This window comes from Limnohabitans sp. TS-CS-82 (assembly GCF_002943475.1).
In genome coordinates, this window is the sequence record NZ_PTQX01000002.1 from 693,835 (window position 1) to 706,162 (window position 12,328).

13 protein-coding genes are annotated in these 12,328 nt (G+C 57.1%); 7 read left to right on the plus strand and 6 right to left on the minus strand.

Annotated features, from left to right (window positions below):
• Nucleotides 1-11 precede the first annotated feature (11 nt).
• Together C5F52_RS07670 and C5F52_RS07675 are read left to right on the plus strand one after the other, a co-directional pair.
• Nucleotides 12-647 carry a GntR family transcriptional regulator gene (locus C5F52_RS07670; protein WP_104797718.1) on the plus strand — a complete coding sequence of 212 codons (636 nt, stop codon included), beginning with the start codon at nt 12-14 and terminating at the stop codon, nt 645-647.
• 156 nt (nt 648-803) lie between these two features.
• A complete protein-coding gene (locus tag C5F52_RS07675) occupies nt 804-2,756 on the plus strand; it encodes a methyl-accepting chemotaxis protein (RefSeq protein ID WP_146100049.1) in 1,953 nt (650 codons plus the stop codon).
• 52 nt (nt 2,757-2,808) lie between these two features.
• On the opposite strand, the gene C5F52_RS07680 is transcribed toward C5F52_RS07675, so the two are convergent.
• Both C5F52_RS07680 and dusA read right to left on the minus strand, forming a co-directional pair.
• Complete coding sequence (locus tag C5F52_RS07680) at nt 2,809-3,726, minus strand: DMT family transporter (RefSeq protein WP_104797859.1); 918 nt, start codon at nt 3,724-3,726, stop codon at nt 2,809-2,811.
• On the minus strand, nt 3,716-4,783 hold the full coding sequence (gene dusA / locus C5F52_RS07685; protein WP_104797720.1) for a tRNA dihydrouridine(20/20a) synthase DusA: 1,068 nt from the start codon (nt 4,781-4,783) through the stop codon (nt 3,716-3,718). The genes C5F52_RS07680 and dusA overlap by 11 nt, the downstream gene beginning before the upstream one ends.
• Nucleotides 4,784-4,867: 84 nt before the next feature.
• On the opposite strand from dusA, the gene C5F52_RS07690 reads away from it, so the two are divergent.
• Both C5F52_RS07690 and C5F52_RS07695 read left to right on the plus strand, forming a co-directional pair.
• On the plus strand, nt 4,868-5,287 hold the full coding sequence (locus tag C5F52_RS07690; RefSeq protein WP_104797721.1) for an NfeD family protein: 420 nt from the start codon (nt 4,868-4,870) through the stop codon (nt 5,285-5,287).
• A 27-nt stretch (nt 5,288-5,314) separates the two neighbouring features.
• Nucleotides 5,315-6,223 (plus strand): SPFH domain-containing protein, encoded by a 909-nt coding sequence (locus C5F52_RS07695; protein ID WP_100131908.1) that lies wholly within the window; start codon nt 5,315-5,317, stop codon nt 6,221-6,223.
• A 63-nt stretch (nt 6,224-6,286) separates the two neighbouring features.
• Here the strand turns inward: C5F52_RS07695 and phbB are convergent, their stop codons facing one another.
• From phbB to C5F52_RS07710, 3 genes are all read right to left on the minus strand, one after another.
• Nucleotides 6,287-7,024 carry an acetoacetyl-CoA reductase gene (gene phbB / locus C5F52_RS07700; RefSeq protein WP_104797722.1) on the minus strand — a complete coding sequence of 246 codons (738 nt, stop codon included), beginning with the start codon at nt 7,022-7,024 and terminating at the stop codon, nt 6,287-6,289.
• 81 nt (nt 7,025-7,105) lie between these two features.
• On the minus strand, nt 7,106-8,287 hold the full coding sequence (locus C5F52_RS07705) for an acetyl-CoA C-acetyltransferase (RefSeq protein WP_104797723.1): 1,182 nt from the start codon (nt 8,285-8,287) through the stop codon (nt 7,106-7,108).
• A gap of 33 nt (nt 8,288-8,320) precedes the next feature.
• Nucleotides 8,321-9,994 (minus strand): alpha/beta hydrolase, encoded by a 1,674-nt coding sequence (locus C5F52_RS07710; protein WP_104797724.1) that lies wholly within the window; start codon nt 9,992-9,994, stop codon nt 8,321-8,323.
• Nucleotides 9,995-10,100: 106 nt separating this feature from the next.
• Here C5F52_RS07710 and C5F52_RS07715 point away from each other — a divergent pair, with 106 nt between their 5' ends.
• Nucleotides 10,101-10,373 (plus strand): hypothetical protein, encoded by a 273-nt coding sequence (locus C5F52_RS07715; RefSeq protein ID WP_236657770.1) that lies wholly within the window; start codon nt 10,101-10,103, stop codon nt 10,371-10,373.
• Here the strand turns inward: C5F52_RS07715 and pgeF are convergent.
• Nucleotides 10,370-11,200, minus strand: a complete 831-nt coding sequence (gene pgeF, locus C5F52_RS07720) for a peptidoglycan editing factor PgeF (RefSeq protein ID WP_104797725.1) — start codon at nt 11,198-11,200, stop codon at nt 10,370-10,372. The genes C5F52_RS07715 and pgeF overlap by 4 nt on opposite strands.
• A gap of 83 nt (nt 11,201-11,283) precedes the next feature.
• On the opposite strand from pgeF, the gene C5F52_RS07725 reads away from it, so the two are divergent.
• The gene (locus tag C5F52_RS07725; RefSeq protein WP_104797726.1) at nt 11,284-11,589 is read left to right on the plus strand and encodes an antibiotic biosynthesis monooxygenase; all 306 of its coding nucleotides are present in this window, start codon (nt 11,284-11,286) and stop codon (nt 11,587-11,589) included.
• 36 nt (nt 11,590-11,625) lie between these two features.
• Complete coding sequence (locus tag C5F52_RS07730; RefSeq protein ID WP_104797727.1) at nt 11,626-12,321, plus strand: fumarylacetoacetate hydrolase family protein; 696 nt, start codon at nt 11,626-11,628, stop codon at nt 12,319-12,321.
• The last annotated feature ends 7 nt before the right edge of the window (nt 12,322-12,328 follow it).

Here is a 12,328-nt window from a genome sequence, read left to right on the forward strand (position 1 = left end):
AATCTCGTTCCATGTCAGCCCTCACCCTCACCCCTCGCGCCTTGTACGAAGAAGTTGCCGAACTTCTGCGCGAACGCATTTTTTCGGGTGAATTAGCGCCAGGCAGCTGGATTGACGAGATGCGCTTGGCCGAGGAATACGGCATCAGCCGAACCCCCATGCGCGAAGCCCTGAAGGTGCTGGCCGCCGAAGGCTTGGTCACCATGAAGGTGCGCCGCGGTGCGTACGTAACCGAAGTCAACGACAAAGACCAGCGCGATGTCTACCACCTGCTCTCTTTGTTAGAGGCCGATGCCGCGGGCGTGGTGGCCACCCAGGCCACGCCAGAACAACTGCAAGAGTTGCAAACTTTGCACTTAGCCTTGGCGCAAGCCGTGAACGACCGGGAAAAGTTCTTTGAAATCAACGAACGCTTTCACATGCGCCTGCTAGAAATTGCCGACAACCGTTGGCGCGACCAAATGGTGGCCGATCTGCGCAAGGTGATGAAGCTCAACCGCCACAACTCGCTGCTCAAAAGCGGGCGCATTGAAGAGTCGCTGAATGAACACCAAGCCGTGATGGATGCGCTGTTGGCACACGACGCGCCAACCAGCGTGGCACGTATGCAGGCGCACTTCGCCAATGGACTCGAAGCGGCAAGCTGACAGTCAAGCACGCCACGACGCAGGCGCCAACAGGCGCAGAACCTAGGGTTTAGCCCCTGTATCGGGCTCGCACACTCCGATCAAAACCAGCGATTATTTTCACTAAAATCATATTTTTATGAAAACTCGCAAAGTTAACACTTGCGCCCTTTGAAAATGTTGAATTTCCAGAATTTGCGCATTGGCACGCGGCTAGGACTCGCTTTTGCGGCCTTGGTCTCGCTGCTCATCCTTTTGGCCTTGATCGGGATCCATCAACTCAACCAAGTTGTCACAGACACCGATTTGATCGCGCACAACCGTTTGCCCAAGGTTAGTTTGGCGCAAACCATTGAAAACGAAGTCAACCGCCAGTCTCGTGCCATTCGGACAGCACTGATCGCCACAGACGCGAAAGTGGTGACAGCTGAACTTGAAAAAATTGAATTGTCTGCCCCCATCATCACAGACGCGCTGAAACAACTCCAAGCCACCATTGAAACCCCCGAAGGCAAAACCGCCTTGGTGCAAATCACCCAAGCACGGCAAGTGTTCAAAGAACATGAACTGGAATTGATTGAACTCATCAAAGCCAACCGTATCGAGGAAGGTCGCAAATACTTGGTCAACGAAATGCTGGGCCCCCAAGCGCACTATTTAGAAAGCGTGGAAGCGTTTGCCCAGACACAAAAGGAAGCCATTGATTATTTCGCGGCTGAAGCCGTACAAACAGCATTGCTCGGCAAAACCTTCATGCTGACCCTCGCTGTCATCGCCATCGTGACGGCTGCCCTTGTGGCTGTGGCGACCACTCGCTCCATCACGCAACCGCTGAATCAATTGCAAACCTTGTTGAGCGACGTTGAAAAAACCTCCGACTTCAGCAAACGCATGACCCAGCACGGCCGAGACGAAGTGGGCCTCACCGCCCAGGCCTTCAACCAAATGCTGGACGCCCAACAGCGCGCCATCCGCGAAGTGAACCAAGTGGTCGCCGCCATCGCCGCAGGCAACTTCGACACACGCATTCAAGCGGAGCTGCGCGGTGATTTGGCCGCCATGAAGTCGGCTGTGAACGACAGCGCCCAAAGCATCAAAGAAACCATGGGCGCGGTGAATGGGGTGATGCAATCGCTCTATAACGGGCATTTCAATGTGCAGGTGCAAGCCCAAGTTCAAGGGGATTTCAAAGTCACGCTCGATCGCGCCAAGCAAGCCACCGATGCGCTGCAAACCATGATGGGCGATATTGGCCATGTCATGTCCAGCGTTTCGCAAGGCGACTTGACCAGCCGCGTGCAAGCGCAAGGTCGCGGTGATTTGGAACAACTCAAAAACAACATCAACCTGTCTTTGGACACGTTGGCACGCACCCTCAAAGAAATCAACACCAACACGCAGTTGCTGGCCACGCAAGCCAACCAAACCAGCCATGCCGTGGAACAAATCTCGGCCGGCGCGGACACACAAACCACGGCCATTCGCCAAGTGTCCACAGCGCTACGCATGAGCGCGGACTCCATTTCCGAGGTGTCGAGCAACACCGAATCGGCCAGCTACCAATCGCGAGAGTCCGTGGCGTTGGTGCGCAGTGGCAAAGAGAAAATGTTGCAAATGGCCGAGGTGGTCCAGAACATCGCAGCCAACTCGCAAAAGATCAACAAGATCTCTGAGGTGATTGAAAGCATTGCCTACCGCACCAACCTCTTGAGCTTGAATGCCGCCATCGAAGCCGCCCGCGCTGGCGAGCAAGGCAAAGGTTTCGCGGTGGTGGCCGATGAAGTGGGCAAACTCGCCATCAGCAGCGCCGAAAGCACCAAAGAGATTGCGCTACTGGTGAAGCAAGCCTCAACGGAAGCCAAACGTGCCGTGGAAACCGTGGCAGGCGTGAACGAAGACATGAACCGCATCGAAGAAGGCGCAGGCAAAACAGATGGCATGCTGCAACGCATCTCGGCCGCCGTAGAAGAACAAAGCAGCGCCTTGCAAGAGATCGATGTGAACGTCGCCAACTTGAGTCACATCGCCGCGAGTAACGCCAACGCGTCGGAAGAACTCACGGCGACAGCCATTGAATTGGCCAAAATTGCTGACAACAACCGACGCGAAGTGGAAATGTTCAGCTTCTAAATGCACAACGGCGAAGCGACGCGTTCCCGTCGCCTCACACCGTTGACGTCATTCACGCAGACCGTTTTCTGGCCATCACCAGCGCCACGCCAGACAAAATCAAGGCACCTCCTGCCACATGGTGCAGACCCAAAGGCTCGCCCAGCACCCACCAAGCAGCAATGCCTGAGTACAAAGGCCCCAAGTACAGCGTGACGGCGACACGGCTGGCACCCAAGAGTTTTTGGGTCCAGCCATAAATCCAATAGGCCGCCAAGCCGGGCACCAACGCGGTGACCACGATCAAACCTAAGGCGTGCCAGCCCAACACAGGCGTATCGGGTGACGCAAGTTCAAACAATGCAAACGGCAACAACACCGCCACACCGCCCATGCAAATGGTGGCCAAACGCGCCGTGGAGCCCAAGGGGCTGTGCCACTTTTTTTGCAGCAAGGCGTAAGCCGCCCAAGCCATGGAAGCCGCGACGATCCACAAGTCCCCGGGCACCAAGTTGACCTGAGACAAATGCGTCCAGTCGCCACGCACCACCACATGGACCACGCCTGACATGGCCACCACCACGCCCACCATTTGGCGCTTTGAGAAATGCTCGCCCAACCAAAGCACCGAACCCACGGCGATCAACACCGGCGAAGAGGCATAAATCAACGAGATGTTCATCGCACCTGTGCTCTCCCCCGCCATGTAGACCCATGCCCCGCAAATCCACATGCCGCAAGCACCCAACACCACCGATTGACGCCAAGTCGCCCGCACCTCGTCACGCATGCGCCACAACTCAGCGCGCGCCAGCCACGTCAAGATCAGACCCGCTAAAAACCAACGCCCCAGCGCCAGCACATGGGGCGAGACCACGCCGGGCGCCAATCGGGCAGAAATCAAATTGACAGTCCACAGCACGGGGGTGAACCAGATCAAGACCAAAGCGAATTTGCTGCGGCTTTGTGCGCGCAAAGCTTCAGTGGGCATGGGGCTCTTCATGCAGCTTTTGTGTCGCGGCTGAATCGTCGTGCGTCTCGTGGCGGTCAGGCGGCACGGCGGCACCACGGGCCAGTGCCTCGCGTGCGATTTGCAAGACCTCGCGAGGGGGCAAAGGCTTGAGTTTGTGGTTGCTCCACACCTGACGCCACAAACGCGAGCCACGTTCGCCGTGGTACAGGCCCAACATGTGGCGGGCAATTGGGTACCAAGGGCAGCCGTCTTCTTTGAAGGCGCGCTCCATGTAAGCCACCATCGTCTCCTCCACCGCTTCTCGGGTGGGAATGGCATGGTGGTCGTTGTAAAACTGCGCATCCCAAGTGGTCAGCAGCCACGGGTTGTAATAGGCTTCGCGGCCCAGCATGACGCCATCCACCTGCTGCAAATGCTCAGCCATTTGGGCGTTGGTGGTGATGCCGCCGTTGACTGAAATCACCAAGTTTGGGAAGTCTTTTTTCAGCTGATACGCCAGCTCATAACGCAGCGGTGGCACTTCGCGGTTCTCTTTGGGGCTCAAGCCATCAAGCCACGCGTTGCGCGCATGCACGATGAACACTTGGCAACCCGCATCGCTGACTGTGCCCACGAAATCACGCACGAAGTCGTAGCTTTCAATACGGTCCAAGCCAATGCGGTGCTTCACCGTCACCGGCACGCTCACCACATCCAACATGGCCTTCACGCCATCGGCCACCGTTCGTGGCTCGTTCATCAAACAGGCACCAAATGCGCCACGCTGCACGCGGTCTGACGGACAACCGCAGTTCAGGTTGATCTCGTCGTAGCCCCACTGCTCACCCAACTTGGCGCCGTGGGCCAAGTCGGCCGCATCGCTGCCCCCCAACTGCAAAGCCACGGGGTGCTCTTCGGCGTTGAAACGCAAATGACGCTGCGTGTCGCCATGACGCAAAGCGCCGGTGGTGACCATCTCGGTGTAAAGCAAGGTGTGGTGACTGAGGAGTCGGTGAAGGTAACGGCAATGGCGGTCAGTCCAGTCCATCATGGGCGCCACTGACGTGCGCCAGCGCTGAGCATCAAGAGAATTCATGGGGTGATTATCTCGCCCCAGCCTCGGGTGAACTTGGGCACAATGAGGCGTGAATCCAAAACAACGCATTTCAAGGATGAAAGCATGAATGCATCAACCTTTTGGTGGATGGCCACAGGTGCCTTGGTGATTGCCGAGTTGCTGACCGGCACCTTTTATTTGCTGATGCTCTCGCTGGGTGCCGCCGCCGCGGCCTTGGCGGCGCATGCAGGGCTTGGCATGACCGCACAAGTCATCACCGCAGCGCTGGTGGGTGGCGCAGGCGTGGTGCTGTGGAACCTCAAAAGCAAGCACCTCCCTGCAGGTGCCGATGCGGCCGACACCCACATTCACCTCGACATTGGGGCCACCGTCGACGTGGACACATGGGATGCGCAAGGCCTCACACACGTCAAACACCGCGGCGCCGTGTGGGCCGCCAGCTGTCAAAGCAACGCACACACGCCTGGGCTGCACAAAATCGTGGCCATTGAGGGCAGCCGCTTGGTCCTCGAAAAAATTTAACACTTGTTCTTTCAAAAAGGTCAGACCATGGAAATCGCTCTTCTTCTGCTTGTCATCGCTGTTTTGTTCATCGTCAAAACCGTCAAAGTGGTTCCCCAACAAAACGCGTGGGTGGTCGAGCGGCTGGGCAAGTACCACGCCAGCCTCACCCCCGGTTTGAACTTTGTGGTGCCCTTCATCGACAACGTGATTCAAAAGCACAGCCTCAAAGAAATTCCACTCGATGTGCCCAGCCAAATTTGCATCACGCGCGACAACACGCAGTTGCAGGTCGACGGCATTTTGTATTTCCAAGTGACCGACCCGCGTTTGGCCAGCTACGGCTCGTCCAACTACATCATGGCGGTCACACAGTTGGCGCAAACCAGTTTGCGCAGCGTGATTGGCAAACTCGAACTCGACAAGACCTTTGAAGAACGCGACATCATCAACGCGCAAGTGGTGGCGGCCATCGACGAAGCGGCGCTGAACTGGGGCGTGAAAGTGCTGCGCTACGAGATCAAAGACCTCACGCCACCCAAAGAAATCTTGCACGCCATGCAATCGCAAATCACGGCGGAGCGTGAAAAACGCGCACTGATTGCGGCCTCTGAAGGCCGTCGCCAAGAGCAAATCAACATCGCCACCGGTGAGCGCGAGGCCTTCATCGCCCGCTCAGAAGGTGAAAAGCAAGCTGCCATCAACAAAGCCCAAGGCGAAGCCGCCTCCATCACGGCTGTGGCCGACGCCACTGCCCAAGCAATTGAGCGCATTGCAGCCGCTATTCGCCAACCCGGTGGCGAGCAAGCTGTGCAGCTCAAAGTGGCTGAGCAAGCGGTGCAGGCTTACGGCAAGGTGGCCTCCGACGCCAAAACCACGCTCATCGTGCCCAGCAACATGACCGAGGTGTCGGGCCTGATTGCCTCGGCCATGCAAATGGTGAAGCTGGACAAATAAACGGTTCAGCCAGACGTGAAAAAGCCCGCTTGAAGCGGGCTTTTTCATGGGTTCCGCACAGGCTTAGCCCATGTGCAAACCGCCGTTCACCGCAAAGTCAGCGCCGGTGGTGTAGCCACCATCGTCACTGGCCATCCACGCAATGATGGAGGCGATTTCGCTGGGCTTGCCCAAGCGTTTGACGGGCACGGTGGCCACGATCTTTTCCAACACGTCAGGACGGATGGCGTTGACCATGTCTGTGCCGATGTAGCCAGGCGACACGGTGTTGACCGTCACGCCTTTGGTGGCCAGCTCTTGGGCCAAAGCCATGGAGAAACCGTGCATACCGGCCTTGGCAGCCGAGTAGTTGGTTTGACCGGCTTGGCCTTTTTCACCGTTCACCGACGAGATGTTGATGATGCGGCCCCAGCCACGCTCAACCATGTCGGGCACGACCTGTTTGGTCACGTTGAACATGGAGTCGAGGTTGGTGCTCATCACCGCGCTCCAGTCTTCGCGGGTCATTTTCAAGAACATGCGGTCCTTGGTGATGCCGGCGTTGTTGACCAACACGTCGATGGGCCCGTGCTCAGCCTTGGCTTTGGCAAAGGCTTCAACGGTGGAGTCCCAATCGCCCACGTTACCGACTGACGCATAGAAGTCGTAGCCCAGTGCTTTTTGTTCATCCAACCATTTGTTGAAATCACGCGTTGGACCACAACCCGCGATGACCTTGAAGCCTTCTTTGTGCAGGCGCTGGCAAATCGCGGTTCCGATACCGCCCATACCACCTGTGACGTACGCTACTTTTTTGCTCATTTTTTGTCTCCTTAGTGATGAGTCTGTGAAAAATTTTTATTCTGAAAATGAACGCTTAGGCGCGTTTCTTAGGCGCGTTGTTTAAGCGCGTTCCAAGGCCAAAGACACCCCCATGCCGCCACCGATGCACAACGCGGCCAAGCCTTTCTTGGCATTGCTGCGCTGCATTTCGTGCAGCAAAGTCACCAAAATGCGGCAGCCGGATGCACCAATGGGGTGACCAATCGCGATGGCACCGCCATTGACGTTGACTTTGGCGGGGTCAATGTCGAGTTCTTTGTTCACAGCGCAGGCTTGTGCGGCGAAGGCTTCGTTCAATTCAAAGAGGTCCACATCGGCAGCCTTCCAGCCTGCGCGTTGCAAGGCTTTGCGTGAGGCCGACACAGGGCCCATGCCCATCAAGGCGGGGTCCAAACCGCTGGTGCCGAAAGCGGCAATGCGCGCCAAAGGCGTCAGGCCCAAGGCCGCGGCTTTTTTGGCGGTCATCACCACCACAGCGGCAGCGCCGTCGTTGATGCCAGAGGCGTTACCGGCCGTCACCGAACCCGCTTTGTCGAATGCGGGACGCAAACCGGCCAGCGCTTCGGCGTTGGTTTTTTTGTTGATGTATTCGTCGGTGTTGAACATCACCGGATCGCCCTTGCGCTGAGGAATGCCAACAGAGACGATCTCGTCGGCAAACTTGCCTGCGTCTTGCGCAGCGGACGCTTTTTGCTGGCTGGCCAGCGCCAAAGCATCTTGCATGTCGCGGGTGATGCCGTGGGCTTTGGCCACGTTCTCAGCGGTGATGCCCATGTGGTATTGGTTGTACACGTCCCACAAACCATCCACGATCATGGTGTCAATCATGTTCCAGTTGCCCATGCGTTGGCCATCGCGTGAGCCCAACAACACATGGCCTGACGCGCTCATGTTTTCTTGACCACCGGCCACCACGATCTCGCTGTCGCCATAGGCCACGGCTTGTGCAGCCAACATCACGGCTTTCAAGCCAGAACCGCACACGGCGTTGATGGTGAGCGCGGGCACGGCGTTAGGAATGCCTGACTTCATCAAGGCTTGACGCGCAGGGTTTTGCCCCGCGCCAGCTGCCAGCACTTGGCCCATGATGACTTCACCCACCAGCGCGGGATCGAGCTTGGCACGCGCCAAGGCTTCGCGAATGACGATAGAACCCAAATCGGTGGCCGCAATTTTGGCGAGTGAGCCGCCAAATTTACCCACAGCCGTACGGGCGGCTGAAACGATGACGATGTCTTCCATGGAGGTCTCCAGTTGTTTTAAAAAATCAGTGAATTACTTGCTGGCGCGTTCTTTGACGTAACGGCCAGGTGCGTTTTCGATGGCTTTGTATTTCTTGTTGCCATACGTTTTAGGTGCAGCAATTTGCTTGCCAGCATGTGCCTTGAGCCAATCGGCCCAATCAGGCCACCAGCTGCCGGCGTGCTCTTTGGCCTTGGCAATCCATTGCTGCGCGTCTTTGGGAAACGTGATGTCGCTGCCGGTCCAGTAGCAACGCTTTTTCGCAGCGGGTGGGTTGATCACGCCTGCGATGTGACCCGACGCCCCCATGACAAAACGCTTCTTGCCTGGGAACACTTGGGTGCTGGCGTACGAGCCGCCAATCGGCACGATGTGGTCTTCACGCGAGCCGTAGATATAGACGGGAATGTCCACTTTGCGGTAGTCGATGGTGGTGCCACACACCTTCGCTGTGCCTGGCTTGATGAGGTTGTTCTCCAAGTAGGTGTTGCGCAAATACCAAGCGTACATAGGGCCAGGTAAGTTGGTCGCGTCGCTGTTCCAGTAGAGCAAGTCAAACGGTGGCGGCGTTTCGCCTTTGAGGTAGTTGCCCACCACGTAGTTCCACACCAAATCATTGGGGCGCAAGAAACTGAAGGTCGACGCCATGTCTTTGCCCTTCATCAAGCCGCCGTTGGCGAATTGACCTTCGCGGTATTTCACGAAGGCTTCGTCGATGAAGACATCCAGCACGCCGGTGTCGGTGAAATCAATCAGGGTGGTGAGGAAGGTGGCGCTGGCCACGGGCTTTTCGCCGCGTGCGGCCAACACGGCCAAGGCGTTCGACAAAATGGTGCCGCCCACGCAAAAGCCCAAGGCGTTGATCTGTTTGGCGCCGCCGATGTCTTGCGTCACTTCGATGGCTTTGATGGCCACGTCTTCCACATAGTCATCCCATGTGGTGTGCTGCAAATCTTCATCCGGATTACGCCAGCTCACCACAAAAGTGCGGTGGCCTTGGCTCACAGCGTAACGAATCAAAGAGTTTTCAGGCTGCAAATCGAGGATGTAAAACTTGTTGATGCAAGGTGGGATCAACAAGAAAGGACGCTCATACACCTTAGGCGTGAGTGGCTTGTATTCGAGGAGTTGGAAGAACTCGTTTTCAAACACCACTTTGCCTTCGGTGGTGGCAACGTTTTTGCCCACCTCGAACAGGCTCTCGTCCGTCATCGACACATGGCCTTGCTGCATGTCGTGCAACAGGTTTTGAATGCCTTTGGAAATGCTTTCGCCTTTGGTTTCAATCGCCTTTTGCTGGGCGTCGGCATTGAAAGCCAAAAAGTTACTGGGGGCCGAAGCTGCGGCCCATTGCTCGACGGCGAATTGAATGCGTGCCTTGGTCTTGGGATCGGTGTCTGCGGCCTCGCTCAAGGCCATCATCGTGCGGGTGTTGAGCAAATAAGCGGCGGCGGCAAATGAGGCCATCGGGTTGTGCTGCCACGCCTCTGCAGAGAAACGTCGGTCTTTGACCGCTGGGTTGCCATGCAAGCTCTGGTTCCACAGCTCAGTGGCCTCACTGATGTATTGCTTTTGCAATGCTTCGAGCTTGTCGGGTGCAAAGCTCAAACTCGGAGCGCTCCCCTCACCTGCACCTAACGTTTGAAACGACGCCAGGGCTTTGGCCCAGCTATCACCCAAGCTTTTGAGGGCCGAATTCTGATCCATCACCAGTCTCCTATACAGTCACATCAGTTTTTTTAACTGTCTCCAGTATGTCAGCGAAAACCCTTCGAATTTCTGACAGATATCAAACTCAAGAGAAAACCCCTAGATGTATTTAGTTCTGATTGCGTGGATGTACGTGGCGTTGATGATGGCGGTGGCCGAGGCCACCAGCCCTGTGGGCAGCGTGCTTGGTGCCATCGTCACTTTTGTGCTGTACGGCGCGCTCCCTATGGGTGTGGTGGGTTACATCATGGGCTCACCGGCACGCAAACGCGCCATCAAGGCCCGTGAGATGGCCGAGCGCGAAAGACATGAAAACTTAAATACGCAAGTCACACCCAAGACGCAATCCAGCGAGGCGGCGTCAACACCCGATTAAGCTGCAACGCGACGCCAAATACAGACCGCAAAACGCCCAGTCTGGCCATCGCGTCGGTAAGAAAAAAACTGTGAAGCTTGCGTGACCGTGCACCAAGCCGACGTGCTGTCATTGCCCGCCACGACGTGAACACCCAAGGCCTGCAAACGCGAACGCGCCAAGCCCGCCAAATCAGCCAGCCATTTGTTTGCATGGCTGGGATGGGGCTTAAAAAATGCAGCCGATGGTGCGTGCTGGGCCATGAATGCGTCGCGCACCTCAGGCCCCACCTCAAACGCATCGGGTCCAATGCAGGGGCCCAACCAAACGCGCAGTGCATGGGCTTGCAGCATCTGCGGCGCATGGGCCTCGCCGCTTGCCTCGCGCATAGCCTGCACAGTTTCCTCAATCACGCCCGCGGCTAAACCCCGCCAGCCCGCATGCGCAGCGGCCACCACGTGCCCTGCCTCGTCCGTGAACAGCAGCGGCAAGCAATCGGCCACCATGATGGTGCAGGCCACCTCGGCATCGGTGGTGAGGCACGCATCCGCAGTTGTGCCTTGTGGGGTGTCCGCATGAAGCTCAACCACCTGCGTGCCATGCACCTGTTGTAAAAAAATAGGGACAGCGCCGTCCAAGCGCGCTTGCAAGCGTCGGCGGTTCTCGGCCACATGCGCAGGATCATCTTGAACGTGATCGCCCAAGTTCAAGCTCTCAAACGGTGCGGGTGATACGCCGCCCTCACGCATGGTGCACAGCGCGTGAACGCCAGCGGGCAACCATGCGCTCAAAGACCGAGACGGCACATCAGAGGTCAAACCATCAACAGAAGGGGTAAGTCGCGACATGGCGTTGAGGATATCGCGAACACGACTCTGACCCACGATGGAGAGCGGTAGACTTAAAGCTCGTTTTAACTTGCCGCACCACCATGATCCTCGAACTCGCCGACATCCGCATCCAGCCTGGTCAACAAGCCGCTTTTGACGAAGCCATTCAACGGGGCGTGGAGACCGTGATCGCTAAAGCCAAAGGCTTTGAAGGCTACAAAATCAACCGTGGCGTCGAGTCGCCCGAGCGCTATGTGCTGCAAATTTTCTGGGCCACGCTCGAAAACCACACTGTGGACTTTCGTGAGTCCGCCGCGTTTGCCGAATGGCGCGCCATCGTGGGCCCCTTCTTCGCCCAAGCACCGGTCGTTGAGCACTTCACGCTGGTGGCCAAGTCTTCCGACTGATCAACACCCCAAAAACAAAACCGCGAGACCACATTCATGAGCTATTTGTTCACACCACCGCCTGTGGCGTCTGTGCCTGTTGTTGGCAAAACCGAACGTTTTCCGGTGCACCGCATTTACTGCGTGGGCCGCAACTACGAAGAACACGCCAAAGAAATGGGCTTCACCGGCCGTGAACCGCCCTTCTTCTTTTTGAAGCCCACCGACTCGCTGGTGGTGGTCAACGCGGGCGAAACCGGCACCATGCCCTACCCCAGCCTGACCAAAAATTTGCACCACGAAATTGAGTTGGTGGTGGCAATTGGTAAGGGTGGCAAAAACATCAAAGCGGCAGACGCACTGAGCCACATCTACGGCTACGCCGTGGGCTTGGACATGACACGCCGCGACTTGCAAGGCGACATGAAAAAGCAAGGCCGCCCTTGGTGCATTGGCAAAGGCTTTGACCTGAGCGCCCCCATTGGCCCCATCACGCCCGCTGAACAAGCCGATGACGTGATGAACGCTGAGATTTACGTGCAAGTCAACGGCCAAGACCGCCAGCGCAGCAACGTCAGCCAACTGATCTGGAACGTCGCAGAAACCATTGAGCATTTGTCTGCCGCGTGGGAGCTGCAACCGGGCGACTTGATCTACACGGGTACGCCCGAAGGTGTGAATGCCGTGGTGTCGGGCGACACCATGGTGGGCGCCGTGGCAGGCTTGGGCGAACTCACCGTTCGCGTGGCTTAACAGCGCA

Coding starts and splice junctions, on each gene's coding strand:
- C5F52_RS07670 (WP_104797718.1), top strand. CDS start 12: ATGTCAGCCCTCACCCTCACCCCTCGCGCCTTGTACGAAGAAGTTGCC.
- C5F52_RS07675 (WP_146100049.1), top strand. CDS start 804: ATGTTGAATTTCCAGAATTTGCGCATTGGCACGCGGCTAGGACTCGCT.
- C5F52_RS07680 (WP_104797859.1), bottom strand. CDS start 3,726: ATGCCCACTGAAGCTTTGCGCGCACAAAGCCGCAGCAAATTCGCTTTG.
- dusA (WP_104797720.1), bottom strand. CDS start 4,783: ATGAATTCTCTTGATGCTCAGCGCTGGCGCACGTCAGTGGCGCCCATG.
- C5F52_RS07690 (WP_104797721.1), top strand. CDS start 4,868: ATGAATGCATCAACCTTTTGGTGGATGGCCACAGGTGCCTTGGTGATT.
- C5F52_RS07695 (WP_100131908.1), top strand. CDS start 5,315: ATGGAAATCGCTCTTCTTCTGCTTGTCATCGCTGTTTTGTTCATCGTC.
- phbB (WP_104797722.1), bottom strand. CDS start 7,024: ATGAGCAAAAAAGTAGCGTACGTCACAGGTGGTATGGGCGGTATCGGA.
- C5F52_RS07705 (WP_104797723.1), bottom strand. CDS start 8,287: ATGGAAGACATCGTCATCGTTTCAGCCGCCCGTACGGCTGTGGGTAAA.
- C5F52_RS07710 (WP_104797724.1), bottom strand. CDS start 9,994: ATGGATCAGAATTCGGCCCTCAAAAGCTTGGGTGATAGCTGGGCCAAA.
- C5F52_RS07715 (WP_236657770.1), top strand. CDS start 10,101: ATGTATTTAGTTCTGATTGCGTGGATGTACGTGGCGTTGATGATGGCG.
- pgeF (WP_104797725.1), bottom strand. CDS start 11,200: ATGTCGCGACTTACCCCTTCTGTTGATGGTTTGACCTCTGATGTGCCG.
- C5F52_RS07725 (WP_104797726.1), top strand. CDS start 11,284: ATGATCCTCGAACTCGCCGACATCCGCATCCAGCCTGGTCAACAAGCC.
- C5F52_RS07730 (WP_104797727.1), top strand. CDS start 11,626: ATGAGCTATTTGTTCACACCACCGCCTGTGGCGTCTGTGCCTGTTGTT.